At 59.0% G+C, this 26,015-nt stretch carries 24 protein-coding genes; 9 read left to right on the top strand and 15 right to left on the bottom strand.

Annotated elements, in window-relative coordinates; genetic code table 11:
• Positions 1 to 210: 210 nt before the first annotated feature.
• Together metR and OXR61_RS16970 are read left to right on the top strand one after the other, a co-directional pair.
• Complete coding sequence (gene metR / locus OXR61_RS16975) at positions 211 to 1,143, top strand: HTH-type transcriptional regulator MetR (protein WP_021506955.1); 933 nt, start codon at positions 211 to 213, stop codon at positions 1,141 to 1,143.
• Positions 1,144 to 1,233: 90 nt separating this feature from the next.
• Positions 1,234 to 1,716, top strand: a complete 483-nt coding sequence (locus OXR61_RS16970; RefSeq protein ID WP_021506956.1) for a DUF1456 family protein — start codon at positions 1,234 to 1,236, stop codon at positions 1,714 to 1,716.
• Here OXR61_RS16970 and OXR61_RS16965 read toward each other — a convergent pair.
• Positions 1,713 to 2,591, bottom strand: coding sequence for a carboxylate/amino acid/amine transporter (locus OXR61_RS16965; RefSeq protein WP_150361811.1), 879 nt, complete (start codon positions 2,589 to 2,591; stop codon positions 1,713 to 1,715). The two genes, OXR61_RS16970 and OXR61_RS16965, sit on opposite strands and share 4 nt — an antisense overlap.
• A gap of 403 nt (positions 2,592 to 2,994) precedes the next feature.
• On the opposite strand from OXR61_RS16965, the gene glpT reads away from it, so the two are divergent.
• Complete coding sequence (gene glpT / locus OXR61_RS16960; RefSeq protein WP_021506959.1) at positions 2,995 to 4,335, top strand: glycerol-3-phosphate transporter; 1,341 nt, start codon at positions 2,995 to 2,997, stop codon at positions 4,333 to 4,335.
• Between the two features lie 34 nt (positions 4,336 to 4,369).
• Here glpT and yigL read toward each other — a convergent pair whose 3' ends face one another.
• Together yigL and pldB are read right to left on the bottom strand one after the other, a co-directional pair.
• On the bottom strand, positions 4,370 to 5,170 hold the full coding sequence (yigL, locus tag OXR61_RS16955) for a sugar/pyridoxal phosphate phosphatase YigL (RefSeq protein ID WP_021506960.1): 801 nt from the start codon (positions 5,168 to 5,170) through the stop codon (positions 4,370 to 4,372).
• A 32-nt stretch (positions 5,171 to 5,202) separates the two neighbouring features.
• Positions 5,203 to 6,198, bottom strand: a complete 996-nt coding sequence (gene pldB, locus OXR61_RS16950; RefSeq protein WP_021506961.1) for a lysophospholipase L2 — start codon at positions 6,196 to 6,198, stop codon at positions 5,203 to 5,205.
• Positions 6,199 to 6,301: 103 nt separating this feature from the next.
• On the opposite strand from pldB, the gene rhtB reads away from it, so the two are divergent.
• A complete protein-coding gene (rhtB, locus tag OXR61_RS16945; RefSeq protein ID WP_021506962.1) occupies positions 6,302 to 6,925 on the top strand; it encodes a homoserine/homoserine lactone efflux protein in 624 nt (207 codons plus the stop codon).
• 81 nt (positions 6,926 to 7,006) lie between these two features.
• Here rhtB and rhtC read toward each other — a convergent pair whose 3' ends face one another.
• The 3 genes from rhtC to pldA are packed head-to-tail and all read right to left on the bottom strand — an operon-like array spanning position 7,007 to position 10,365.
• Positions 7,007 to 7,630 (bottom strand): threonine export protein RhtC, encoded by a 624-nt coding sequence (gene rhtC / locus OXR61_RS16940; protein WP_021506963.1) that lies wholly within the window; start codon positions 7,628 to 7,630, stop codon positions 7,007 to 7,009.
• A gap of 12 nt (positions 7,631 to 7,642) precedes the next feature.
• Entirely contained in the window at positions 7,643 to 9,466 is a 1,824-nt protein-coding gene (gene recQ / locus OXR61_RS16935) for an ATP-dependent DNA helicase RecQ (RefSeq protein WP_031279609.1), read from the bottom strand.
• Between the two features lie 20 nt (positions 9,467 to 9,486).
• Complete coding sequence (pldA, locus tag OXR61_RS16930) at positions 9,487 to 10,365, bottom strand: phospholipase A (protein WP_021506965.1); 879 nt, start codon at positions 10,363 to 10,365, stop codon at positions 9,487 to 9,489.
• Positions 10,366 to 10,529: 164 nt separating this feature from the next.
• On the opposite strand from pldA, the gene OXR61_RS16925 reads away from it, so the two are divergent.
• Both OXR61_RS16925 and rarD read left to right on the top strand, forming a co-directional pair.
• Complete coding sequence (locus tag OXR61_RS16925; protein ID WP_031279610.1) at positions 10,530 to 11,000, top strand: thioesterase family protein; 471 nt, start codon at positions 10,530 to 10,532, stop codon at positions 10,998 to 11,000.
• 43 nt (positions 11,001 to 11,043) lie between these two features.
• Positions 11,044 to 11,943, top strand: coding sequence for an EamA family transporter RarD (gene rarD / locus OXR61_RS16920; protein WP_021506967.1), 900 nt, complete (start codon positions 11,044 to 11,046; stop codon positions 11,941 to 11,943).
• On the opposite strand, the gene OXR61_RS16915 is transcribed toward rarD, so the two are convergent.
• The 9 genes from OXR61_RS16915 to OXR61_RS16875 form a co-directional block, all read right to left on the bottom strand.
• Complete coding sequence (locus OXR61_RS16915; RefSeq protein ID WP_031279611.1) at positions 11,914 to 12,966, bottom strand: AbrB family transcriptional regulator; 1,053 nt, start codon at positions 12,964 to 12,966, stop codon at positions 11,914 to 11,916. The two genes, rarD and OXR61_RS16915, sit on opposite strands and share 30 nt — an antisense overlap.
• Positions 12,967 to 13,185: 219 nt before the next feature.
• Positions 13,186 to 14,139 (bottom strand): magnesium/cobalt transporter CorA, encoded by a 954-nt coding sequence (gene corA, locus OXR61_RS16910; RefSeq protein ID WP_010617090.1) that lies wholly within the window; start codon positions 14,137 to 14,139, stop codon positions 13,186 to 13,188.
• A 321-nt stretch (positions 14,140 to 14,460) separates the two neighbouring features.
• Positions 14,461 to 16,623, bottom strand: a complete 2,163-nt coding sequence (gene uvrD, locus OXR61_RS16905) for a DNA helicase II (RefSeq protein ID WP_021506969.1) — start codon at positions 16,621 to 16,623, stop codon at positions 14,461 to 14,463.
• Between the two features lie 173 nt (positions 16,624 to 16,796).
• Positions 16,797 to 17,513, bottom strand: a complete 717-nt coding sequence (yigB, locus tag OXR61_RS16900; protein WP_021506970.1) for a 5-amino-6-(5-phospho-D-ribitylamino)uracil phosphatase YigB — start codon at positions 17,511 to 17,513, stop codon at positions 16,797 to 16,799.
• Positions 17,510 to 18,421, bottom strand: a complete 912-nt coding sequence (xerC, locus tag OXR61_RS16895) for a tyrosine recombinase XerC (protein ID WP_021506971.1) — start codon at positions 18,419 to 18,421, stop codon at positions 17,510 to 17,512. The genes yigB and xerC overlap by 4 nt, the downstream gene beginning before the upstream one ends.
• Positions 18,418 to 19,122, bottom strand: a complete 705-nt coding sequence (locus OXR61_RS16890) for a DUF484 domain-containing protein (protein ID WP_021506972.1) — start codon at positions 19,120 to 19,122, stop codon at positions 18,418 to 18,420. Before OXR61_RS16890 ends, xerC begins: the two co-directional genes overlap by 4 nt.
• The gene (gene dapF / locus OXR61_RS16885) at positions 19,119 to 19,943 is read right to left on the bottom strand and encodes a diaminopimelate epimerase (protein ID WP_031279612.1); all 825 of its coding nucleotides are present in this window, start codon (positions 19,941 to 19,943) and stop codon (positions 19,119 to 19,121) included. The genes OXR61_RS16890 and dapF overlap by 4 nt, the downstream gene beginning before the upstream one ends.
• A 29-nt stretch (positions 19,944 to 19,972) precedes the next feature.
• Complete coding sequence (locus tag OXR61_RS16880) at positions 19,973 to 20,179, bottom strand: lipoprotein (RefSeq protein WP_022548017.1); 207 nt, start codon at positions 20,177 to 20,179, stop codon at positions 19,973 to 19,975.
• Between the two features lie 125 nt (positions 20,180 to 20,304).
• Positions 20,305 to 22,863 carry a class I adenylate cyclase gene (locus OXR61_RS16875; protein WP_021506974.1) on the bottom strand — a complete coding sequence of 853 codons (2,559 nt, stop codon included), beginning with the start codon at positions 22,861 to 22,863 and terminating at the stop codon, positions 20,305 to 20,307.
• 317 nt (positions 22,864 to 23,180) lie between these two features.
• On the opposite strand from OXR61_RS16875, the gene hemC reads away from it, so the two are divergent.
• The 3 genes from hemC to hemX are packed head-to-tail and all read left to right on the top strand — an operon-like array spanning position 23,181 to position 26,013.
• Positions 23,181 to 24,122, top strand: a complete 942-nt coding sequence (gene hemC / locus OXR61_RS16870) for a hydroxymethylbilane synthase (protein WP_031279613.1) — start codon at positions 23,181 to 23,183, stop codon at positions 24,120 to 24,122.
• Positions 24,119 to 24,859, top strand: a complete 741-nt coding sequence (gene hemD, locus OXR61_RS16865) for a uroporphyrinogen-III synthase (RefSeq protein WP_021506976.1) — start codon at positions 24,119 to 24,121, stop codon at positions 24,857 to 24,859. Before hemC ends, hemD begins: the two co-directional genes overlap by 4 nt.
• Before the next feature lie 23 nt (positions 24,860 to 24,882).
• Entirely contained in the window at positions 24,883 to 26,013 is a 1,131-nt protein-coding gene (gene hemX, locus OXR61_RS16860; protein WP_021506977.1) for a uroporphyrinogen-III C-methyltransferase, read from the top strand.
• Positions 26,014 to 26,015: the final 2 nt, after the last annotated feature.

The following is a 26,015-nucleotide window of genomic DNA, read 5'->3' as shown; positions in this document are numbered from 1 at the left end:
GTTATTCGCTGTGCGACAGTCGCAGCAACCGATTTACGTTCATCCAGCGGGCAATCCTGCCGTACGCTGAGCGTGTTAGCTGGACAAAGGTAAAGTGGCCGTCGCGTCTGACTGAGATGTTTAGCCGTCCAGATGTTTACACCGCTATAATCTGCGGGTACTGTATGTGTCTCAAGCGCAATTTGTTCAATCTCGATGTGAAGGACTCTCATGATCGAACTCAAACACCTGCGGACGCTGCAGGCGTTACGGCACACCGGCTCGCTGGCTGCCGCCGCCGCCCAGCTTCATCAGACGCAATCGGCGTTGTCTCACCAGTTCAGCGACCTGGAACAGCGGCTGGGCTTTCGGCTGTTCGTGCGTAAGAGCCAGCCGCTCCGTTTTACGCCGCAGGGAGAGATTCTGTTGCAGCTGGCGGAGCAGATTCTGCCGCAGATCCAGCAGGCGCTGCAGGCCTGTCATGAGCCGCATCAGACCACGTTGCGCATCGCTATCGAATGCCACAGCTGCATCCAGTGGCTGACGCCGGCCCTGAACAATTTCCGTCAGAGCTGGCCGCAGGTAGTGATGGACTTCAAATCCGGCGTGACCTTTGATCCGCAGCCGGCGCTGCAGCAGGGCGAACTGGACGTGGTGCTGACGTCCGATATTCTGCCGCGCAGCGGTTTGTTCTATGCGCCGATGTTTGATTTTGAGGTGCGGCTGGTGCTGGCGCCGGATCACCGTCTGGCGCAACTGGCTCACATCACGCCGGAAGATTTGGCCGATGAGGTGCTGATGATCTATCCGGTACAGCGTCAGCGGCTGGACGTGTGGCGTAACTTCTTACAGCCAGCCGGCGTCAGCCCGGCGCTGAAGAGCGTGGATAATACGCTGCTGCTGATCCAGATGGTGTCGGCCGGCATGGGCATTGCCGCGCTGCCGCACTGGGTGGTAGAGAGCTTTGAGCACCAGGGGCTGGTGGTGACACGCACGCTGGGCGACGGATTGTGGAGCCGTTTATACGCGGCGATGCGCGACGGCGAGCAGCGGCAGCCGGTGCTGGAGGCCTTTGTGCGCTTTGCCCGTCAGCACGCCTGCGAACACCTGCCTTATGTGCGCGATGCCTCGCGCCCCGGTTCCCTGCAGCCGGTCTCGTCCTGATGCCGCGGGCGGCCAATGTCGCCCGTGCTGTTATCCCCGCCCTGCCTGCTCTATAATGCGCCGCCTTAACCGCTACCGGAGAGTTTCACCATGACCAATAACGATGTGCTGCGCAGCGTGCGCTATATGCTGGATTTGAGCGACAGCAAAGTGGTGGAGATTTTTGCGCTGGCGGGCAGTGAAGTACCGCGTGAAGATGTGCAGGCGTGGCTGAAGAAAGATGACGATGAAGCGTTTCGTAAACTGCCGGATGTGCTGATGGGCTACTTCCTCAACGGTCTGATTTTCTACCGTCGCGGCAAAAGCGAAGACGCGCCGGCCCCGTCGGTTGAGCGCCGCATGAACAATAATATCTTTCTCAAGAAGTTACGCATCGCCTTCGCGCTGAAAACCACCGATATCCCGGATATCTTATTGAAGGCTAACTTCAAGGTGTCACAGGCTGAAATCGGCGCGATTTTCCGCAACCCGGATCATAAAAATTATCGCGAGTGCGGTGACCAGATTCTGCGTAACTTCCTGAAAGGTTTAACGCTGATTCAGCGGCCATCGACACCCGCGAAAAAAAGCTAAGCGCCTGAACTGCTGCTTTTGGCCGTGTGTCCCAGTACCCAGCGTTTATGCACGTACAGGGACGCAAAAATCACTATCGCCCCGGCGATAAAGCTCGGCCAGTGCGGCTTCTCCTGCCAGATCGCCAAATTCACCAGTAATCCTGCCGGCACGTGCATGTTGTTCATAATGCCCAGCGTCCCGGCATCGACCTGGGTCGCGCCGTAGTTCCACATGAAGTAACCCAGCCCGGACGCGACCACGCCCAGCCACACCAGCACGCCCCACTGCAGCGTGGTGGTCGGCAGCTTGTGCGGATTGCCCCAGATGCACCAGGCGATCACCGCGATCAGCACTGCGCCGAGATAGAACCACGAGAACGCGGTGTGCTGCGGCATCGGGCGGACTTCCTGCAGGCGCTTATAGCCCACCATGCCAATCGCAAAGCAGATGTTGGCCGCCTGCACCAGCAGCAGTCCGAACCAGAAATCATCGCTGACTTTGTCGTAGCGGATAATGGCCGCACCGAGCACCGCCAGCAGCGCGCTGAAGGCATAGCCAATGCGCAGCGGGCGCTTGCTGAGCAGGTCATAAATCAGTGTGACATACAGCGGCGTCATCACCGTAAACAGCAGGAATTCCGGCACGCTGAGATAGAGATAAGCCTCGAAGCTGATCAGATACATAATGCCTAATTGCAGCATGCCCACCAGCATATAGAGCAGCAACGTTGAAGCGCGGTAACCGCGCCAGCGCAGAAACGGCAGAAAGACCAGCGCCGCCAGGCCTAAACGCATCAGCACCGAGAACCAGGTATCCACCTGCCCCGCCAGATACTCCCCGATTAAACTAAAAGAAAAAGCCCACAGAATGGTGGTAACGATCAGCAACAGCACGGTTATGCATCCTAAAGTTCAACACTGGCGCTAGTGTAAACAAACTACAGCGCGCTGGCGGGATAATCTGGTTGACATGTGATGAAATTAAACACGATCGCATCTTCGCTGACTGGTCAGCAGGCACGTGTTCGCATGGCGGGTTGACCGATGGGCGGCGATTTTTATGAGGCAGCGCGCCGTTTTCTCTGGCAGAAATGCGCGAAATCCAACATTTACTGGTTTATATCGCTCTTTATTGTCATAAAACTGTAACATATGTGTCACACGTCACAGTAACTGCGCGTAACCATCACTATTCTGTGCGCGAAATGGAAAGGTTGCTTTCTGTTCGCTGTCGTACTTTTTTTGCCCCAACCTGCTGGGAATCGATAACTATATTGCGCCCTGGAGGGCCATTCTGATGTTGAGTATTTTTAAACCTGCACCACACCAGCCCCAGGTGGCGGACGATCGCGTCGATCCGCTCTATCGTCGTCTGCGCTGGCAGATCTTCTTCGGCATTTTCTTTGGCTACGCCGCCTATTATCTGGTGCGCAAAAACTTTGCGCTGGCGATGCCTTACCTGGTCGAACAGGGCTTTTCCCGCGGCGACCTTGGCTTTGCCCTCTCCGGCATCTCCATCGCCTACGGTTTTTCCAAATTCATCATGGGATCGGTCTCGGATCGCTCCAACCCGCGGGTCTTTTTGCCCGCCGGCCTGATTCTCGCCGCCGCCGTGATGCTGGTGATGGGCTTCGTGCCATGGGCAACCTCGAGCATCATGGTGATGTTCGTGCTGCTGTTTCTGTGTGGCTGGTTCCAGGGCATGGGCTGGCCACCGTGCGGACGCACCATGGTGCACTGGTGGTCGCAGAAAGAGCGCGGCGGCATTGTGTCGGTATGGAACTGCGCGCACAACGTGGGTGGCGGCATTCCTCCGCTGCTGTTCCTGCTCGGCATGGCGTGGTTTAACGACTGGAAAGCCGCGCTCTATATGCCGGCGTTTGGTGCCATCCTCGTCGCCATCATCGCTTTTGCGCTGATGCGCGATACGCCGCAGTCATGCGGGCTGCCGCCGATTGAGGCATGGAAGAATGACTATCCGCCGGATTACAGCGAGAACCACGAACAGGAGCTGACGGCGAAGCAGATTTTCATGCAGTACGTGCTGCCGAATAAGCTGCTGTGGTACATCGCACTGGCCAACGTGTTCGTTTATCTGCTGCGCTACGGCATCCTCGACTGGTCACCGACCTATCTGAAAGAGGTGAAGCACTTCACGCTGGATAAATCCTCGTGGGCCTATTTCCTGTACGAATACGCCGGGATTCCGGGCACGCTGCTGTGCGGCTGGATGTCGGACAAGGTATTCCGCGGCAATCGCGGTGCCACCGGGGTGTTTTTCATGACGCTGGTGACCATCGCCACCATCATTTACTGGCTGAACCCGCCGGGCAATCCGGGCATAGATATGATCTGCATGATCGTCATTGGCTTCCTGATCTACGGTCCGGTGATGCTGATTGGTCTGCACGCGCTGGAGCTGGCACCGAAAAAAGCGGCCGGCACTGCGGCAGGCTTTACCGGTCTGTTCGGCTATCTCGGTGGATCGGTGGCGGCCAGTGCGATTGTCGGTTACACCGTGGATTTCTTCGGCTGGGACGGCGGTTTCTTAGTAATGATAGTCGGATCGGTGCTGGCGGTGGTGTTACTGCTGCTGACCATGGTCAGCGAGCATCGCCACAAGCAGCAGCAGGCATAATCTGAGCGGGCCGGTGCATACCGGCCCGTTTTATTCAGGCGAGGAATAATTTACGCAGCGTCTGCGGCACCGCGTCATCGGCGTTGCTGCCAATCACTTCCAGCGTCGGCAGGGTATCTTTCAGGCGCTGATGGGCGTTACGCATGATGCAGCCTTTGCCCGCCATACTCAGCATCTCGACATCATTCATGCCGTCGCCAAACGCGATGCACTCTTTCAGCGAATAGCCAAGCTGTTTCGCCACCGCTTCCAGCGCGTGCCCTTTCGAGACGCCGCCAGCCATCACTTCCAGACAGGTGGGCAGCGAGAAACTGACGTTAACCCGGTCACCCCAGCGCGCTTCAATCGCCTGTTCCAGCGGAACCAGATGCTCCGGATCGTCGCAGGTGAAGAACACTTTGCTGATGCCATCGGTGGCCAGCATGCCGGGCTGATACACCTGATAGGTGAACACCGATTCCTGGAAAAACTCCGCTTCCTGCGGATTATGGCGGCTGATGTGCCACTCATCGTCGCGGTAAACGTGCGTCAGGATTTTCTCATCGTGATACTTCAGGCCATACAACTCGCTGGCGATATCGCTGTCCAGATTGTGGCTGAACACCAGTTTGCCGTCGGCGTTATGCACGCGCGCGCCGTTTGAGGTGATCATATACGCCGGAATGCCGAGCTTATCGCGCATCTGACCGACGTCGATGTAGTGGCGTCCGGTGGCAAAGATAAAATGCACATCGCGCGCCACCAGTTCCTGTAGCGTGGTGCGGGCAAACGGCGTCAGACGATGTTGCGGAGAAAGCAGCGTGCCATCCAGGTCGGATGCAACGATGTGGTACATGTAGGCCTCTGGTATTGATGTCTAAGAATACATTAGTCACGGTGGCGCTGATAAAAGTCGACCACCGCATTGAGCGCTTCGGCGCGCATGGCGTCTGTTTCAAACAGGATCTCGTGACGCGCGCCCTGAATGATGTAAGGCGTGGTGCCTTCCACCGCATGTCCCGCTGCCGCCATGGCTTCACAGAACAGATCCTGCGCGCGGTTATCCACCACGTCGTCTTCACTGGCCTGCAGCAGTAGAATCGGTGTCGTAATCTGCGCCACCTGATTAAGGATATGGCGTCCGGCCTGAATCCCTTCCCGCACCCAGTGATAGGTGGGGCCGCCGACGCGAATCGCCGGATCGTCAGCGTAAAAGCGCAGATTGCGACGATAGCGTTCGCGACTGTGCGTCAGCCGGTTAATGCCAAACGGGCTGGCGCGCCAGCGTCCGGTGCCCAGCGCGTAGCCGTCGCGCAGCGCGGGCAGCTTTTCCGCCCAGTCGAGAATGCGGTGCGCCAGAAACGGCGGCAGCGGCAGCACGATACCAAACATCGGCGCACAAAACACCGCCGCGTGGAAGGCCTGCGGCTGACGCGCCAGGAACAGCGCCACAATTGCGCCGCCCATCGAGTGCGCCAGCACGTAGCGCTGCTGATAGTGATGGCTGACGATCTCTTTCAGATACAGCGTTTCCAGATCGTCGACATAATCGCTGAACTCCACCACGTGACCGCGATGCGAATCGGTCAGCAGCCGGTCTGAACGCCCCTGACCGCGATGGTCGATAATCACCACATCGTAGCCGCAGTGGAACAGGTCATAGGCCAGCTCGGGGTATTTGATGTAGCTTTCAATGCGTCCGGGCACAATCAGGATGACACGCCGGTGTTGCGGTGAGGTGAAGCGCACATAGCGAATGGTCAGATTGCCCACGCCGCTGAATTCACACTCTTCACGCTGACGCCAGAAGTCGAGCAGCGGACCGGTAGCAAAGGCTGAAAAAGCGTGCTCACGTCCGAGCCAACTCTGTTTATGCTGCTGCATCCGTCCCCCTGAAAAAACGTCAAACGCGGCCCTGCACTTAATAGCGCAGCGCGATTTTCTGGCGTATTGTGTCACACTTCACTCTCTTCAGGGAATGTCACCCATGACCATTGAATGGTGGTTAACCTACCTGTTAACCACGACCATCCTCAGCCTCTCGCCCGGTTCCGGCGCGATCAACACCATGAGCACCGGCATCAGCCACGGCTATCGCGGTGCGGCAGCCTCAATTACCGGATTACAGCTGGGTCTCGCCGTGCATATTGTGCTGGTGGGCGCCGGTCTGGGCGCGCTGTTTTCGCAGTCGGTGCTGGCGTTTGAGGTACTGAAATGGGCGGGCGCGGCCTATCTGGTGTGGCTTGGCATTCAGCAGTGGCGCTCAGCGGGCGGAATCGATCTCAATGCGGTGGCCAAAGCGATGCCGCGTCGTCGTCTGTTTCAGCGAGCGCTGCTGGTGAATCTCACCAATCCAAAGAGCATTGTGTTTCTCGCCGCGCTGTTTCCGCAGTTTATCGTGCCGCACCAGCCGCAGCTGATGCAGTATCTGGTGCTCGGCGTGACCACCATCGTGGTCGACATCATTGTGATGATTGGTTACGCCACGCTGGCGACGCGCATTGCCGGCTGGATCAAAGGTCCGAAGCAGATGAAGCTGCTGAACCGGGTGTTTGGTGGCTTGTTTATGGCGGTCGGCGCACTGCTGGCCAGCGCACGTAAAATGGCGTAACGATTGGCACTGATCGTAGCGGCACGCTTTATCGCGCCCAGTTGAAACGCGCAATAAATTGCGCCGCTACGGTTCGGGATCTTATCGGGAGATGATGAGGTGAATACCAAACCCGGCAAACAGCACGCCCGCCATACCGTCCACCCACTTCGCCATCCGCTGATACTTATCGCGCATCCACGGCAGGGCAAAAATCGCCGCCACCAAGGTAAACCAGGCAAAGGTTTCACCGACGATCAGCAGGAACAGGCCCCAGCGCTCAATCGCGCCCACATCGTTACCCACGAACAGTGAAAACACACTGCCGAAGTAGATGATGGCTTTCGGGTTAGACAGGTTGGTGAGAAACCCTTTGAGGAAGCTCATGCCACGCTTTGGCAGCTCAACCACCGGCGCTTCCGTATGAGGTTGCTTGTGACGCTGACGCGCCGAGCGCAGCAGCTGCCAGCCCATCCACAGCAGATACAGCCCGCCACCGACCATGATAATTTCATGCAGCCACGCCATTTTCTCCAGAATCAGATGCAGGCCCATCAGCGCGACACCGGCCCAAATCACAATCCCCAGCGTAATGCCGAGCACGCCCATCATCGCTTCTTTGCGCGAGCGGCTGGCGGCGGTCTGTGAGACAAAAAAGAAGTCCGGTCCCGGACTCATCAGCGCAACCAGATGCACCAGCGCGACGGTGGCAAATAACATCAGCATGGTTTATTTCCCTTATTCTTCATCAAGATGTTCTTTGATCATCAGCAGGAACGGCTTACCGAAGCGCTCCAGTTTGCGATGACCGACCCCGTTCACGCTCAGCATCTCTGAAGCGCTGACCGGCATTTGTTCTGCCATTTCAATCAGCGTGGCGTCGTTAAACACCACGTAAGGCGGAATATTCTCTTCGTCGGCGATGGCTTTACGCAGCTTACGCAGCTTGGCGAACAGCTTGCGATCGTAATTGCCGCCGTAGACTTTTGGCGCGCTGCTGCGGCTTTTCACCGTCACGGTGCGCGGTACCGCCAGCATCAGCGGCACTTCAGCACGCAGCACCGGGCGCGCGGCCTCGGTGAGCTGCAGCGCCGAGTGCATGGCGATGTTTTGCGTCACCATGCCCAGATGGATTAGCTGGCGCAGCACGCTGACCCAGTGCTCCTGACTCTGCTCGCGCCCGAGGCCGTACACCGGCAGTTTGTCGTGGCCGTTATCGCGGATGCGCTGGTTGGTTGAGCCGCGCAAAACTTCAACAATATAGCTCATCCCAAAACGCTGCCCGGTACGATAAATGCCCGACAGCGCTTTTTGCGCTTCGACCAGGCCGTCATAGCGACGCGGCGGATCGAGGCAGATATCGCAGTTGCCGCACGGCTGCTGGCGACCTTCACCAAAGTAGTTAAGCAAGACCAGACGACGGCAGGTTTGCGCCTCGGCAAACGCGCCCATGGCGTTGAGTTTGTGGCGTTCAATATCCTGCAGCGGCCCGGGCGCTTTCTCTTCCAGACACTTACGCAGCCACGCCATGTCGGCCGGGTCGTACAGCATCATCGCTTCTGCCGGCAGGCCATCACGCCCGGCGCGGCCGGTCTCCTGATAGTAGGATTCGATATTGCGCGGAATGTCGAAGTGCACCACAAAACGCACGTTGGGCTTGTTGATGCCCATGCCGAACGCCACGGTCGCGACCACGATTTGCAAATCGTCACGCTGAAAGGCTTCCTGCACGCGTGCGCGCTGCTCGCTGTCGATGCCGGCATGATAAGCGCCAACGCTGATGCCGCGACTCTGCAGACGCACAGCGGTGTCTTCCACTTTGGCGCGGCTGTTACAGTAGATGATGCCGCTTTTGCCGCGCTGATCCTGCACATAGCGCAGCAGCTGCTCGGTAGGCTTAAACTTCTCCACCAGCGTGTAGCGAATGTTGGGACGGTCAAAACTGCTGATCTGAATCAGCGGATCGTGCATCTGCAGCAGATGCACGATGTCGTTACGCGTGGCTTCATCGGCGGTGGCGGTCAGCGCCATCACCGGCAGCTGCGGAATGCGCTGGCGCAGCTGACCGAGCGCGCCATATTCCGGACGGAAATCGTGGCCCCACTGCGAAATACAGTGCGCTTCATCGACGGCCAGCATCACCGGATTCCAGTGCTGCAGGGTGTCGAGGAAGTTATCCATCATCAGACGTTCCGGCGCGATGTACAGCAGCCGCAGTTTGCCGCTGCGGCAGTCCGCAAACACCTGCTGCTGCTGCTCACGCGTCTGCGTCGAGTTAAGGCACGCCGCCGCCACGCCGTTTGCCAGCAGCTGATCGACCTGATCTTTCATCAGTGAAATCAGCGGCGAAACCACCAGCGTCAGCCCTTCGCGCACCAGCGCCGGGATTTGATAGCACAGCGATTTGCCGCCGCCGGTCGGCATCACCACCAGGCAGTCACGCCCTGACAGCGCGGTTTCGATGATGGTTTGCTGACCCGGACGGAACTGCTGATAGCCGAAGGTATCCTGTAATACCTGCTGCGCCAGCATTTCCTGATTAAGCACTGCCGATGTTGCCACGGTAATCCTGTTTTGACTGGTTAGAACAGATCGTTAAGCGTTACGCCGACGCCAAGACGCGTCTGGCGATGGTTATAGTCAATAAGGGATTCACCATAACCGCTGAACAGCTGCGTGTAAAAGCGCACGTGTTCAGAAATCGGATAGCTCCACGCGAAGGTTGCACCGCCGTAGCCGCTATTCCAGTTGTAGTTGCCTTCCACGCTGAAAATGCTGTCGCCGAGCATATAGCCCAGCTTCGCGCGGTAGTAGCCCATGTACTTGGTGATGTCCGGGTTATCGTCGTTGCTGGCACTTTCCGGCAGACGATACCAGGGTTTGATTTCCGCCAGGAAGTTGCCGTTCTCCGCCATCAGACGGGCGTAAGCGCGGTTCCAGCTGCGTGACGTGGGATCGCTGCGGCCATTTGACTGATGATTCAGACCCAGCTCGACGTCGCGTAATGTCCAGCCGCCCAGCGAATAGTCGGTGGCCCAGCCGAGAAAAATCTGCGGCTCATAGTTGGTTTCACGAAACGGTGATGAAGCCCCCCGGTTCGACAACTGCCACCAGGAGCGCTGAGTATACGACGCGGCCAGCACCGAGTTGTCACCCAAAATGCCGCGCCACAGCGGAAACGCCAGGCTGAGCTGGAATTTTACTTCATCCTTTTTCGCTTTGTCTGCCCAGTTGTAAGAGGAAATCGCCTCTTTATTCATGTCGCTGGTGTAGGTGTAAAGCAGATAGTTATTTTCATAGGGATAAAGCACGAATGGGTTATCGTGTTTTTCCAGCAGGTTAGCGATAATACTGCCCTTCACTGCTGGTGCGTCATGAACCTCTTTCACGGTGGCTTCATCGGCCTGCGCCAGCGCAGGAACCATAAATGCCGCGGCCAGCAAGGCGTACTGCTTACGCATAGAATTCTCCAGAGCGCTGCAAAAGTTATCGTCGGGCGACGGTTCAAAAAGCACGCCATTCTACACGCAAACCCGGTGGTTGATTAGCGCGGATTTCTGAAACTGGAAAGCGGCGCGAACGCGGCATAATATACACAATTCTTTAACATCTTAAGGCAGGAAAAATGTCATCCCCGATGCTGACACAGCAGGAAGCGCGCCGGCTGATTGGCGAAATTTTTGTCTATCACATGCCGTTTAATCAGGCACTGGGCCTTGAGCTGGATCGCCTTGAAGCCGATTACGCCGAACTCGGCTTTGCCAATAAAACCATGCTGGTGGGTAACGCCGCGCAGCAGATTCTGCACGGTGGCGTGATTGCCTCAGTGCTGGATGTTGCCGCCGGGCTGGTGTGCGTCAGCCATGCGCTGTCGCGCCAGCAGAGCATCAGCGAAGAGGAGCTGCGTCAGCGCCTGTCGCGCATGGGCACCATTGATATGCGCGTCGACTACCTGCGCCCGGGCCGCGGCGAGCGCTTTGTCGCCACCAGCAGTCTGCTGCGCGCCGGGAATAAAGTCGCAGTAGCGCGCGTCGAATTGCACAATCAGCAGGGCGATTACATCGCCACTGCGACTGCGACCTATCTTATTGGTTAACTTCGCGCGGCCTGCGACACTCGCCGCTTTTCTGGAATAGATGATGGATACGCAACAAACGCGTCAGGGCATTTTTTATGCGCTGGGCGCTTACTTTATCTGGGGCATCGCGCCGGCCTATTTCAAGCTGGTCAAAGAAGTGCCTCCGACAGAAATTATGACCCACCGTGTGATTTGGTCGGCCCTGTTTATGCTGGGACTGATTACCCTGAGCCGCAGCTGGCGTCAGGTGCGCAGCGTGCTGGCCCAGCCGAAAAAAGTGCTGCTGCTGGCGCTGACCGCACTGACCATCGGCGGCAACTGGCTGCTGTTTATCTGGGCGGTGAATAATCAGCATATGCTGGAGGCCAGCCTCGGCTACTTTATTAACCCACTGATTAACGTGGTGTTTGGCATGCTATTTCTGCGTGAGCGCTTCCGCCGCCTGCAGTGGCTGGCGGTGCTGCTGGCGGCCACCGGCGTGCTGGTGCAGCTGTGGCAGTTCGGTTCGCTGCCGGTCATCGGCCTCGGCCTGGCGCTGAGCTTCGCGCTGTACGGACTGGTGCGCAAGAAGATTCAGGTAGATGCACAGAGCGGTATGCTGATTGAAACCGCGTGGCTGTTCCCGCTGGCGGCCATCTATCTGTTTGGCTTTGCCGACAGCGCCACCAGCCACCTCAGCGCTAATCCGCTCAGCCTGAACCTCAAGCTGATCGCCGCCGGCATCATTACCACCATTCCGCTGATGCTGTTCGCCGCCGCCTGCGCGCGCCTGCGCCTGTCGACGGTCGGTTTCTTTCAATATCTGGGGCCGACGCTGATGTTCCTGCTGGCGGTGCTGTTTTACGGTGAGAGCCTGACGCCGGATAAAATGGTGACCTTCGGCTTCATCTGGCTGGCGCTGGCGATCTTCATTCTGGACGCGCTGCTGTTTTCAGCCCGCACGCGCGTGCGCATAGCGTGAGATAAAACGGGCCATCGCCGGGCCGGTGAGCAGAATGGTAAACAGACGCAGCGTCTGCAGCGCCATGACAAACGCGATATCGACCCGGCTGCCAGCAGCAATAATCGCCACCGTATCCAGCCCGCCCGGGCTGGTTGCCAGATAAGCGGTCATCAGATCGACGTGCAGCACGCGCGTCAGCATCCACGCCAGCCCCCCGCACAGCAGCATCAGGCCGATAATCGAGGCGATCATTTGCGGTAGCGTGCGCAGCGCCAGCAAAAAGATCGGCCGGGTAAAGCGCAGGCCAACGCTCCAGCCGATCAGCGCATAGGCCAGTGCCAGCAGCCACTCCGGCACCTGCAGCGTCGCGACACCTGTTCCGTGCAGCGTGGCACCCATCAGCGCTGGCAGCAGCAGCGCGCCGGACGGGATACGCAGTTTCTGCCCCAGCCACGCGCCCGCCACCATCACCAGCAGCGTCAGCACGAAGCCACTGTGCAGCGGCGGCAGCCAGACAATGTGGGCGGCAGCACCGCTGCTGCCGAGGCCGATGCGGGCCACCACGGCCGCCGCGGTGGCGACAAACAGTACGCGCAGATATTGCATAAACGCCACCAGCCGCACGTCGGCGCCGAAATCGCCCGCCATCGCCACCATTGCGGACGCGCCGCCCGGCGACGATCCCCACGCACCGGTGGGTCCCGGCAGCGAGCTAAAGCGCACCAGCAGAAAACCGGACAGCCCGCTGGCCGCCAGCGTCAGCAGCAGCACCGCCAGCACCACCGGCCAGTCATCGAGCAGCGGCGAGAGGATCGCAGGCGACAGGCTCTGGCCGATCATGCAGCCCAGCACCGCCTGTGCCAGCACGAACAGCCGTTTGTCGATGCGCACGGTTGCGCCGCTCAGACCCATAATGGTACCGACAATCATCGGACCGAGCAGCAGTGCAGCCGGCAGGTGCAATAGCTGCAGCAGGCAGCCCAGCAACAGCGAAGCCGTCAGCAGCAGCGCCCACTGCTGCCGCAAAGAGAAACGCGCCATAAGGTGGAAATCAGAAAGTGAGTTGAGGCAACAGGTTAGCAGATTAGCGCTGGCGCGTCAGGGGTAAGGCCACGGATAGCGATGGAGACGGTCGTCATGAATGACGACCCTACGACGGCCTGGCAGGTTGAACAGAACGCGCGGGCGTGAAGTTAAAGGTATGTATGCATAACCGGTGCGTTAACCCGTAGGGTGCGCATTAATGCGCACCAGGTAAACTTACAGCCAGTTCTTCCGTTTGAAATAGAGATACGGCGCCAGCCCGGCGAGAATCATCAGGCCAATCGCACCGGGATAACCAAAGCTCCACTTCAGCTCCGGCATAAACTCAAAGTTCATACCGTAGCTGGAGGCCACCAGCGTCGGCGGCAGGAACACCACGGACACCACCGAGAAGATTTTGATGATGCGGTTCTGCTCGATGTTAATAAAGCCCATCGCCGCCTGCATCAGGAAGTTAACCTTCTGGAACAGTGATTCGTTGTGCGGCAGCAGCGATTCGATGTCGCGCAGGATCTCGCGCGCCTGCTCCAGCTGATTGCCCGGCAGCCGCGCTTTACGCACCAGGAAGTTCAGCGCGCGCTGGGTATCCATCAGACACAACCGCACCTTCCAGCCGATATCTTCCAGCTCCGCCAGGCGCGACAGCGCGTCGTCGTACTCTTCGCCCTGCTGCCCTTCCATGATCACGCGGCTGAGTTTTTCCAGCGCGCTATAAATGTTCTCGATCTCATCCGCCAGCTGCTCGATTTTGGTTTCGAACAGATCGAGCAGCAGCTCGTAGGCGTTGCCGTCGGTCAGCTGCTGATTGCGCGCGCGCATGCGGTACAGGCGGAACGCCGGCAGCTCACGCTCGCGCAGTGTGTACAGGCGATCTTCGCGGATGGTAAACGCCACGGTGGAGTTGCCGGCGTGATCTTCAGCATCTTCAAAAAAGAAAAAGGAGTGGATGTGCAGGCCGTCTTCGTCTTCGAAGAAACGCGCCGAGGCCTCAATGTCCTCCAGCTCGGGACGCGTTGCCAGGCTCTGCCCCAGTTCCGACTGCACGCGCTCACGCTCGCTGTCGTCCGGCTCGATCAGATCGACCCACACCGAGGTGTTGAGTTTGTCGTTGTTGTCTTCCAGCTCGATGCGCGTCAGGCGATCGCGCTCCAGTTTAAATGCGCTCAGCATAGCAATACTCCCCATTGCAGACGACATGGGACAAGGCGGTGAACCGCAGTGCTGCTGGCACCACGGGCACGGCAAAGCCTGAACGCGGAAACTTTCGCTTCAAGGGTAAATCAGTGCTGACTCGTGCGACGGGATCAAAAAGGGAGGTCGCTGATAACCGCTAAGGCTACCCGCGTTAAAGAGGTAGCCTTAGAAATTGTCCCTGTTAACCAGGGTATAGAGCCAGCATCGACTGGGCGCGTCCAAGGCATTGTCCTCTCATGATAATAGTGCGCGCATGTTACGCTGAGACGAAAAAGTCGTCAAGGTAGCGCAACCGCGCTACACGGTTTCCAGCCGGGCGTAAGCCGCCACCAGCCACTTGATGCCCTGGCCCTGGAAGGCCACCTGCAGACGGCTGTGCTCGCCGCTGCCTTCCAGATTGATAATGGTGCCTTCGCCGAACTTAGCGTGGCGCACGCGCTGCCCGAGCGCGAAGCCGCTGTCGCTCTTCGCCACCGGTGTGCCCATGCGCTGATGACTCACCGGCCGGCTCACGCTGGCGCGCAGCCGCACCTCTTCCACGCACTCTTCCGGCAGTTCACCAATGAAACGCGACGGCCGGTGATACACTTCCTTACCATAAAGGCGGCGGGTTTCAGCGTAGGTGAGCGTCAGCTTCTCCATCGCGCGCGTCACGCCGACATAGGCCAGGCGACGCTCCTCCTCCAGCCGGCCGCCTTCGTCCAGCGACATCTGGCTCGGGAACATGCCCTCTTCCATGCCGACGATAAACACCTGGCTGAACTCCAGCCCTTTCGCCGAGTGCAGCGTCATCAGCTGCACCGCATCCTGCCACTTGTCCGCCTGGCCTTCGCCAGCTTCCAGCGCCGCGTGCGACAGAAACGCCTGCAGCGGCATCAGATCTTCGTCTTCGTCCTGATAGCTGAACTGGCGCGTGGCAGTGACCAGTTCCTCTAAGTTTTCGATACGCGCCTGGCCTTTTTCGCCCTTTTCCTGCTCGTACATCAGCCACAGGCCGGAGTCTTTAATCACCCGATCGGTCTGTACGTGCAGCGGCAGCTCAGCGGTTTCCGTCGCCAGCGCATCCACCAGCTCGCAGAAGCGCTGCAGCGCCGAGGCGGCACGGCCAGCCAGCGCTTTGGATTGCAGCAGTGCGCGCGTGGCCTGCCACAGCGTCAGCTGCTGCTCACGCGCGGTCTGGCGCACCACATCGAGCGTGCGATCGCCAACGCCGCGCACCGGCGTGTTGACCACGCGCTCGAATGCCGCATCGTCATTGCGGTTGGCCAGCAGTCGCAGATAGGCCAGCGCATCTTTGATCTCCTGGCGCTCGAAGAAGCGCATGCCGCCGTAAATGCGGTACGGCATGCTGCCCTGCAGCAGCGCCTCTTCCAGTACGCGCGACTGGGCGTTGCTGCGGTAGAGAATGGCGCAATCCTGCAGCGCGTTGCCGTTTTCATGCCAGGTTTTGATGCGATTAACGACAAAGCGCGCTTCATCCAGTTCGTTGAACGCGCAATACAGCGAAATCTTTTCGCCGTCGCTGCCATCGGTCCACAGCTCTTTCCCAAGACGGCCATTGTTGTTGGCAATCAGGGCGTTGGCTGCTTTCAGAATGTTATTGGTGGAGCGATAGTTCTGCTCAAGACGGATGGTTTCCGCGCCTGGGAAATCCTGCAGGAAACGCTGGATGTTCTCCACCTGCGCGCCGCGCCAGCCGTAAATGGACTGATCGTCATCGCCAACGATGATGACCCGGCCGCTGTCGCCAGCCAGCATGCGAATCCACGCGTACTGAATGTTGTTGGTGTCCTGGAATTCGTCCACCAGAATATTGCTGAAGCGCTCGCGGTAGTGATTGAGAATCTGCGGCTTGTTGAGCCACAGCTCATGCGCCCGCAGCAGCAGTTCGGCGAAGTCGACCAGCCCGGCGCGATCGCAGGCTTCCTGGTACGCCTGATAGATACGTAGCCACGTCTGCTCCACCGGATTGCCGTAGCTTTCGATGTGCTTAGGCCGCAGCCCTTCGTCCTTTTTGCCGTTGATGTACCACATGCCCTGACGCGCCGGCCACTGTTTCTCGTCGAGGTTCATGGCTTTGATCAGGCGCTTGAGCAGACGCAGCTGATCTTCGCTGTCGAGGATCTGAAAATCCTGCGGCAGCCCGGCATCCAGGTGGTGCGCGCGCAGTAAACGGTGCGCCAGGCCGTGGAAAGTACCAATCCACATGCCGCCCTGGCTGGTACCGATCAGCTGGTCGATACGGTGGCGCATCTCCGCCGCCGCCTTGTTGGTGAAGGTCACCGCCATGATTGAGTAAGGCGAGCAGTTCTCTACCGACAACAGCCAGGCGATGCGATGCACCAGCACGCGGGTTTTACCGCTGCCTGCTCCGGCCAGCACCAGCAGATTGCTGCGCGGCGCGGCGACCGCTTCGCGCTGTTTGTCATTCAAGCCGTTAAGCAGATCGGAAACGTCCATAAGCACCGTTTTAAGCAAGTAGGATGCGTATCCTGCACCGTTCGCGTTGCCGCCAGGCGGCAAGGGCAGACATCTGCGAGGGCGTAATCAGCTAAGCGATCAGGCTGGTGACACACAGCCTGCACGGCCGCGCGTTGCAGAATACAGAATACGACTGGATAAATTTACAGCCATTATAGCAGCGAGGTCAGCGATGCCAACTGATGAATTTCCACGTGTGGCAGCAGGCGCGCGTCATCAATCTTCATCAGATTGCCGTCACGCAGGTTGATCCAGCACGCCTGCAGACCGGCGCGCAGCGCACCGGCGACGTCGGTGGTCAGGTCATCGCCGACGTGCAGAATATGCTGCGGCGCAATGCCCAACCGTTCGGCGGCCAGATGGTACATATCCTGCCACGGCTTGGCGCGGCCGTGCGGACCGGCGCGCAGCGCGAACTGGAAGTAGTGATCAATACCGAGCTTTTGCGGGTCGGCGTTGCCATTGGTGATCGCCACCAGCGGCACGCGCTCGCCGAGCCAGGCCAGCGTCTGATGCGTCTCTTCTGGCATCTCCACCGCACTGCGCCACTGATGAAACACGCTCATCACGTCGCGGGCACCTGCGCTGGCTTGCGCGGCCGGCAGTCCGGCGTTGAGCAGCGCCAGCTCTACCGAGCGGCGACGCCACTCAGAGACATCGTGATAAATTTCCGGTTCACGCAGCAGCAGTTCATCGCGCAGCGCCTGATAATCTTCCGGCGTAAACTCGCGCAGCGCCGGGTGATACGCCTGCAGTGCAGCGTGCGATTCCGCCGTGGTTTTGCGGATCACCGGATAGTTGTCATACAGCGTATCGTCGAGATCGAAGGTGATGGCTTTGATCGGGCCCAGCGGGCGATAAAACTTCATTCAGACTTTCCTCGTTTGGCACGCGGGTGTGCCGCATCGTATACCGACGCCAGATGCTGGAAATCCAGGTGGGTATAGATTTGCGTGGTCGAGAGGTTGGCGTGGCCGAGCAGCTCCTGCACTGCGCGCAGATCGCCGCTCGATTCCAGCAGATGGGTAGCAAACGAGTGGCGCAGCTTATGCGGGTGGATATGGCTGGCGACGCCCTGCTTAATGCCCCATTCGGCGAAGCGTTTCTGCACATTGCGCGCCGAAATACGGCTGCCGCGCGTCGACACAAAAACCGCATCATCCTGCGGCGCGAAGCTGTTGCGTAACGGCAGCCAGTGCTGCAGCCAGGTGACGGCGGTGCCGCCAATCGGCACGCGGCGCTCTTTGCTGCCTTTACCGCGCACCCAGACTTCACCGCTCTCCAGGTCCAGATGACGGCAGTCGATGCCTACCAGTTCAGCGAGACGTAAACCGCCGCCGTACATGGTTTCCAGCATGGCGCGGTCGCGCACCGCCAGCGGATCGTCGAGGTCGATCTCCAGCAGCTGGCTGACTTCGTCGACATCCATATTTTTTGGCAGATGCCGTGCGTTGCGCGGCGTGGCGATGCCTTTCGCCGGATTGGCGCTCAGCATGCCCTGGCTGACCTGCCAGTCGAGAAAGCTGCGCAGCGCCGACATGCGCAGCGCCAGGCTGCTGGCCCCGAGACCGCCGCGCCGGCTGCGCGCCGCCAGACTGCGCACCTGTGCCGGTTCCAGCTGCGACCACGCGGTAATGTGCATGTCATCCGCCATGGCGATAAGCGCCTGCAGCTGGCGCTGGTAATTCTTTTGCGTCAGCGGGCTGAGCTGGCGTTCGACTTTCAGATAGCGCAGAAAGCCCTCAACGGCCGGCAACAGCGGGCTGGCGCTGCTCATGCACGCTCCACCCAGCGAGACAGCAGGTCGGGCAGCATTTGTGCCAGGTGCTGCAGCAGCAGCGTGCCCATGCCCGCCTGATAGTGCTGGTTGTCGCGGCTGCTGAAGATCAGTACGCCGAGATCGCCCTGCTCGCCCATCAGCGACATCGCCACCGATCCGACGGCTTTCGCCTGCGGCAGCAGCAGCAGCAGCTCCGGTCCGTTCAGGCTGCCAAGGTAGTGATGCTGCTGACCAAAGCGCTGGATGCGCAGCGGCTCAAACGCCTGGCGTGACAGACCAAGCTGGGTGAAATCGGAGGGTGCGCCGATGCGCCAGCGGTCGCTGAACAGCCGCACATTAGCGCCCGCCAGGCCAAGCTCGCGCGCCCAGCGATGCAGGCGCGTCAGCATCTCCTGCAGGCTATCGGCCGCCGCGAGATGGCTCTGCAACGCCAGCAGGCGATCGAACAGCTGATGATTGGCGGTTGCCTGCTCCATCAGCAGCGTAATCTCCTCTTCCAGCTGCTGGATGTGGTTGCGCTGACGCGCCATATGCCACTCCACCAGCGATACGCTGCCGCGCACCGGATGCGGCACCATCATTTGCTCAACCTGGCGCGCATTGCGAATAAAGAAATCGGGGTTGTGACGCAGCCAGGCGCTCACCGCCTGATCGTCCAGCAAAACCGCGCTGTCGGTCTGCTCTTCGATATTTTTCATAGATGAATAAACCCATCATAGACGTGTGTGGCTGGCCCGGTCATAAACAGCGGCTGACCGGCCCCTTTCCAGGCGATATGCAGCGTGCCACCGGGCAGATCGACGCGCACTTTCTCCGCCAGAATGCCCTGCTGAATGCCGCAGGCCACTGCGGCGCAGGCGCCGCTGCCGCACGCCTGGGTTTCGCCCGCGCCGCGTTCATACACGCGCAGACGGATGTGTTCCGGATTGACCACTTCCATAAAGCCGACGTTCACGCGCTCGGGAAAGCGCTCATGGCTCTCCAGTGCCGGACCGAGCGTCTCCACCGCGGCGGTTTTCACGCTTTCAACCTGAATCACGCAGTGTGGATTGCCCATTGAAACCGCGCCAAACATCACGGTCTGCTCGGCCACGCGCTGCAGATAGAGGTTTTCCGCCTTGTTAGCGCGCAGCGGCACCTGCTGCGGGTCAAAGTTGGGCTCGCCCATGTTAACACGTACCAGCTCATCGCTGGTGACGCTCAGTACCATGCGGCCGGTCTGAGTGCTGACGCGAATGTCGCTTTTATTGGTCAGCCCTTTGAGGCGAACAAAGCGGGCAAAACAGCGCGCGCCGTTGCCGCACTGTGCCACTTCGCTGCCGTCAGCGTTGAAGATGCGGTAGTGGAAATCGAGATCCGGATCGTAAGGTGGCTCGACGATCAGCAACTGATCGAAGCCGATCCCCAGATGCCGATCCGCCAGGCGGCGAATCAGTTCCGGCGAAAAAAAGACGTTTTGCGTCACGGCATCGACGACCATAAAGTCGTTACCGAGACCGTGCATTTTCGAGAACTGCATTTTCTGCTCCGCCGGATGACTCATCGGGTTTAATTCGCCTGCACGCCAGCCGGTTTGCTGGTGACCAGGCCGCTGGTATCCGCATCCTGTGCCGCTTTCTGCTGCTGCTCAGTCACCGGCTGATTTTTCTGTTGCGGCCGATCGTTGGGCGGGAAATACAGCGGTCCTTTCAGGCCACAGCCTACCAGGCTGACCAGTGCCAGCGCCATACCCAGCTGGCTCATCACTCGTATCATTCTGTCTGCTCTTTTTATCCAAATCCCAGCTGCTTATCATCGCAGTTGACGTTGTAAAAGCAACAGGAAATATCCGGCAGAAGGTTCAGAAACGGGGGCAGGCCACTGCGTACAGCGCAGCGGCTTTAGTGCATCTGGTAGCGCGGCTGGAAGTCGCCGTTGTCGTTGTCCGGCTGGGTGGCGCACAGCTGCGTCAGCGTCTGGCTGCGGAACGGAATCACCTGGAAGCGATCGCCGGCATGCACAATCTGATAGAACTGCGGCAGGTTGAAATTGATAAAACTCGAGCCGTAGGTAAAGCGATCGTGCGACGACGAATAGAAACGGCTGACGTCACGCACCAGCTCTTCTTTGCTGCCTTCGCAATGGTGATACACCTCAACCCGGTTGCTTTCATCAAGGATATAGATGTTGAAGCCGCGATCGTCACTGGTGTCTTCAAAGAAGAACTGAATGATGCCTTCGCTGGCGTAGCCGTTGACCACCGGCGGCAGCGGCGTCTGGTTCGATTCAACTTTGATCGACAAACCGTGCAGCTTGTTGTTGGAAATCGCGCCGTAAAACTCGACCGCGTTTTCCAGCTTCTGCACTGAGACGCTCATGCGTTCGAAAAACAGACCCCAGGTCTGACCGGCCATGCGCAGCGCTTTAAAGCGGCCCGGCTCCTGACGCGTGCTCGACAGGCGCAGCTCAATGCATTCCGACACCAGCTGCTGCACACGGGTACGAATCAGGCCGCGCAGATGCTGGCTGTAGCAGAATACTTCCACCGTGTCCGGCGGTGCGGCGTCCTGATGCATTTTGCCCAGGATGGTTTTCAGCGCTTCAATCATCGCCTGCTCGCCGCTGAAGTGCAGCGTACGCACTTCGTTCCATGAGTTGCGGTACAGCAGATCGATGCTGCCGATCAGGCACTGCTGCTGCTGACCAAAGCTAAACACATCCAGCTTACGGAAGTCGAAGTGCACTACCTGATTGCGGAACGCCGAGGTCGGATCGTGTTCGAGGTTAACGATGATCGCCAGATGCCGGATTTCGCACGGGCTGTAGAGCGCTTTCGGCGTCGGTGCCGGCAGGCGCAGCGGGAAGTGGCTGGACACATCGTTGACCAGCTCCTGCAGGCGCGGCAGATCGCAGAACTCGTTGCCCTTGATGTGCAGACGGGTTTTACGCGTCAGCAGTCCGTTGAACCACGCCCATGCCACTAACTTGTTGAGATAGCGGTTATATTCCAGCGGCTGATGGCTGATGATTGAGCTCATGTCTGGCGACTGGTTATACAGATACCAGCCGGCACGGTTGGCGCGCCCGGCCGGCACATGAATAAAGGTCAGATTCTCTTCCGACAGATCGGGCGAGATTTGCGGGTTCACCAGCGTGACTTTGCCCGGCAGCGCTTCAAACGCGGCGTACAATTTACGCGTCAGCACGCCGATGTCCTGCGGGCTGGCGCTGACGCTTAAATTGTTGCGACGGGCAAAACGGATCAGGTTGCGATAGCTCTGCATCATCGCATCCAGCAGCTCATTGTGCGCCTCGCGCACCCGTTCGATTTTCCACTGCGCGCGATTATCCAGCACCGCCAGCTTCTCATCGTCCCAGCCCCACTCTTTCACCAGCTGCGACAGGATTTCACGCCGCCAGCCCGCGCGCGGATGCTGCTCCTCGCTGGAGAGTTTTTCGCACACTTTGAGGTAAAAACAGCGGCGCACCAGGTCGAGGCGCGCGGTGTCATCGACGCTGGTCAGATAGCGCGTCACGCGCTCCAGCATCATGCAGTAGGGATCGAGACCGAAGCAGACAATTTCGCCGTCGTGCAGCCGCTGTTTGATATCCATCGCCAGCAGCTGCGTGTTCGGGTATTCCCAGCTGTAAGCTTCCAGCAGCAGGGTTTTCAGCACCGCTTTGTACGGCGAATCGATACTTTTATACAGCTGCCACAGGCTGGCACCGAAATACTCTTCCGCCGACAGCGTGCCGAGACCGCCGAGATCCAGCCACTCATTCGGCGTCAGCACGCCCTGTGAATAGAGCGACATCACGTAATCGTCGTAGTGATGTTCTTCTTCGCCAGGCACCATGTTCCACAGAATGCGTTTCCCCGCCATGCGCACGGCGGTACGGTAGAACTCATCCAGCAGTAAAATGTGTTGGGTAGAACCGCAGTCCTCACCGCCGAGGCTGCCGCTTTCATTATGGCGGAAACGGTTTTCGTCGATCAGGAAGAAGCTGACTTCCACACCCAGCGACACACACCATTTTTGCAGGAGCGTACACTTGCGCTGCAGATTGAGACGCTCTTCGTTATCGAGCCATGACTGATGGCATACCCAGATGTCGAGATCGGAGACGCTGTTCTGGCCGACGGACGAGGTGCTGCCCATCGAGTAGATGCCGGTGATAGGCAGTTCGCCCTTCACCGCGCTGCTGAGGTCGAGCGGATGGTCGCCCGCTAACTGTTGCAACAGCTGCTGTTGGTTTTCATCAGGCGCAAAGAAGCTGACGCCATGGGGAACGCTACCTTCAAGGTAACCCGGCATCAGCGGATGATGATAATGCAGTAATGTTGGCAGCAGACTGTAGACGTGCTGGAAAGCAGGTCCCATGGCAGCCAGTGCGCGATCTACACGCAGCTGGTTAATCGCATCCAGTCTCTGTTTCAGTGTCTCAATGTAGAGGTACAAGACGTTTCGCCTGATTGTCCCAGTGTTAAGCACCCTGTTTCCAAAATCTGCCGCTTAATAATAAAGATGTCGGGCAAATTATTGCTGGAAACGTGATCAATCTAACACCTGGAAGATTGACCGTAAAGAAAGTTGCGCTACCTGACAGTTTAGCACGTTCCAAACGTAGCCCTGCATTTTCGGACTCCAGCCTCAGAATCTGACGCCGTAAAAAGCGGGCTCCGGTCTGAGATTGCAGCCTGGTCAATCCGTTGAAACTGACAGCATTCCCCTATCAATGATAGGATAATCGATGAACGATCAAAATGGTTAACAGCATGTTAAACAAAATTTTCAGAATTGCTACCAGGCAAAGCCCGCTTGCCTTGTGGCAGGCACAATATGTCCAACAGCGCCTGATGGCTGCGCATCCCGGCTTGCAGGTTGAGCTGGTGCCGATGGTCACCAAAGGTGATGTCATCCTTGATACGCCGCTGGCGAAAGTGGGTGGCAAAGGACTGTTTGTCAAAGAGCTTGAACTGGCGATGCTGGAAAACCGTGCCGATATGGCGGTGCATTCCATGAAAGATGTGCCGGTCGATTTTCCCGACGGTCTGGGACTGGTGACCATCTGCGAGCGCGAAGATCCGCGCGACGCGTTCGTCTCGAATCATTATTCCTCGATCGACGCGCTGCCGCAGGGCGCGGTGGTCGGCACGTCCAGCCTGCGTCGCCAGTGCCAGATCAGCGCACGGCGCCCGGATCTGGTGATTCGCTCGCTGCGCGGTAACGTCGGTACGCGTCTCAGCAAACTGGACGCCGGCGAGTATGACGCCATCATTCTTGCTGCCGCCGGACTGAAACGCCTTGGACTGGAAGATCGCATTCGCCAGGCGTTGCCGGCGGAGTTTTCCCTGCCGGCGGTGGGCCAGGGCGCGGTCGGCATTGAGTGCCGCCTTGACGATCAGCCGTTAATTACGCTGCTGCAGGCGCTAAACCACAGCGACACAGCCGTCTGCGTGCGCGCCGAGCGCGCCATGAATACCCGTCTCGAAGGCGGCTGTCAGGTGCCGATCGGCAGTTTTGCCGTGCTGGAAGACGATCAACTTTGGCTGCGCGGCCTGGTCGGTGCGCCGGATGGCAGCCAGATGGTGGTGGGCGAACGCCGCGGCCCGCGTGAACAGGCCGAACAGATGGGGATCTCACTGGCCGAAGAGCTGCTGGACGGCGGTGCACGTGACATTCTGCGTGAAGTTTATCAGGGACAGCCGCCCGCATGACTATCCTCGTGACCCGTCCGGAACCCGCCGCCAGCGAACTGGTCGCGCGCCTGCGCAGCCAGGGCAAACTGGCGTGGTCGTTTCCGCTGATTGAATTCACGCCGGGTCGCGATCTCTCTCAACTGCCGCTAAAGCTGGCCGCCCTGCAGCCCGGTGACCTGGTATTTCTGCTGTCGCAGCAGGTGGTGCACTTTGCCCAGCCCGCTTTACAGCAGCAGCGCAGCGCGTGGCCGGCATTTCTCGACTATTATGCCATTGGTCGCAGCACCGCGCTGGCGCTGCACACCGTCAGTAATCTGAAAGTTGACTATCCGCATGCGCGGGAAACCAGCGAAGAGCTGGTGCGACTGAATCGCCTGCAGCAGGTCAGCGGCAAGCGTGCGCTGATTCTGCGCGGCAGTCCGGGCCGAGAACTGCTGGCGGAGACGCTGATCGCCCGCGGCGCGGACGTGCAATACTGTGAGTGCTATCAGCGCTGTGAAAAGCAGTACGACGGCGCGATTGAAGGCCGTCGCTGGCGCGATCGCGGTATTACCACGCTGGTGGTGACCAGCGGTGAAATGTTACAACAACTGTTTGCGCTGTTTCCGCCAATCGATCGGCGGGAATGGCTGCTGCACTGTCGACTACTGGTCGTCAGTGAACGTTTGGCTACCCAGGCCGCCGAATTAGGCTGGCAGGAGATTGAGGTAGCCGATGGTGCGGATAACGACGCGCTGCTGCGTGCGTTACGCTGAACTTAACATTGGGATGAGCCACAATGACGGAACAAAAAGACTCCTCCGCCATGGTTGAAGAAACCACCCCTGCGGACACTTCCCCGACGCCAGCCAGCCAGCCGCCTCGCGCGAAAAAGAGCGACGGCAAGGTGCTGAGCGCGGTGGCAATTGTCATTGCACTGGCGATTGGCGCGGGACTTTACCTGAATGGGAAACACCAGGCCGACTTACAGGCTCAGACTAACCAGAACCTGAGCGAGCAGCTGAGCGCCCTGCAGCAGCAACTGGGCAGCGATAAACAACAGCTCTCGCAGCAGCTGGCGGACGCCAATACCGCGCTGCAGGAAGCGCGCAGCCAGCAGGATAACAGCGCGAAAGAGCTGGAGACGCTGCGTGAAAAAGTGGCCACTATTTCCGGCAACGATACCCGCACCTGGCTGCTGGCGCAGGCCGACTACCTCGTCAAACTGGCGGGTCGCAAACTGTGGAGCGATCAGGACGTCACCACCGCGGCAGCGCTGCTGAAAAGCGCGGACAGCAGCCTGGCGGAGATGAACGATCCCAGCATCATGAACGTGCGCCGCGCGCTGACTCAGGACATCAGTTCACTGGCGGCGGTCAGCCAGGTGGACTACGACGGCATCATCCTCAAGCTGAACCAGTTGTCGAACGGCGTGGATAATCTGCGTCTGGCCGATAACGACAGCGATGAGTCGCCGATGGATGCCGACAGCGGTGAGCTCTCCAGCTCGCTGCACGAGTGGCGTCAGAATCTGGTGAAGAGCTGGCACAACTTCATGGATGATTTCATCACCATCCGCCGCCGCGATAACACCGCGCAGCCGCTGCTGGCACCGAATCAGGATGTTTATCTGCGCGAAAATATCCGTTCACGTCTGCTGATTGCCGCGCAGGCGGTGCCGCGCCATCAGGATGAGATCTACAAACAGTCCATCGATGCGGTATCCACCTGGGTGCGTGCCTGGTACGACACTAACGATGCGGCGACCAAAGCCTTCCTCGCCCAGCTCGACGAGCTCAGTCAGCAGAGTATTTCGATGGACGTGCCGGACACGCTGGAGAGCCAGGCGCTGCTGGAAAAACTGATGCAAACGCGCGTGCGCAATCTGCTGGCGCAGCCATCGGCTGCGGCTGATCAACAGGGAGGCTAACC

It is taken from the genome of Pantoea sp. GM_Pan_4 (assembly GCF_026541005.1).
GTDB lineage: Bacteria > Pseudomonadota > Gammaproteobacteria > Enterobacterales > Enterobacteriaceae > Pantoea > Pantoea dispersa.
The sequence above is the reverse complement of the archived record's forward strand: the minus strand, read 5'-3'. Positions and strand labels throughout refer to the sequence as shown.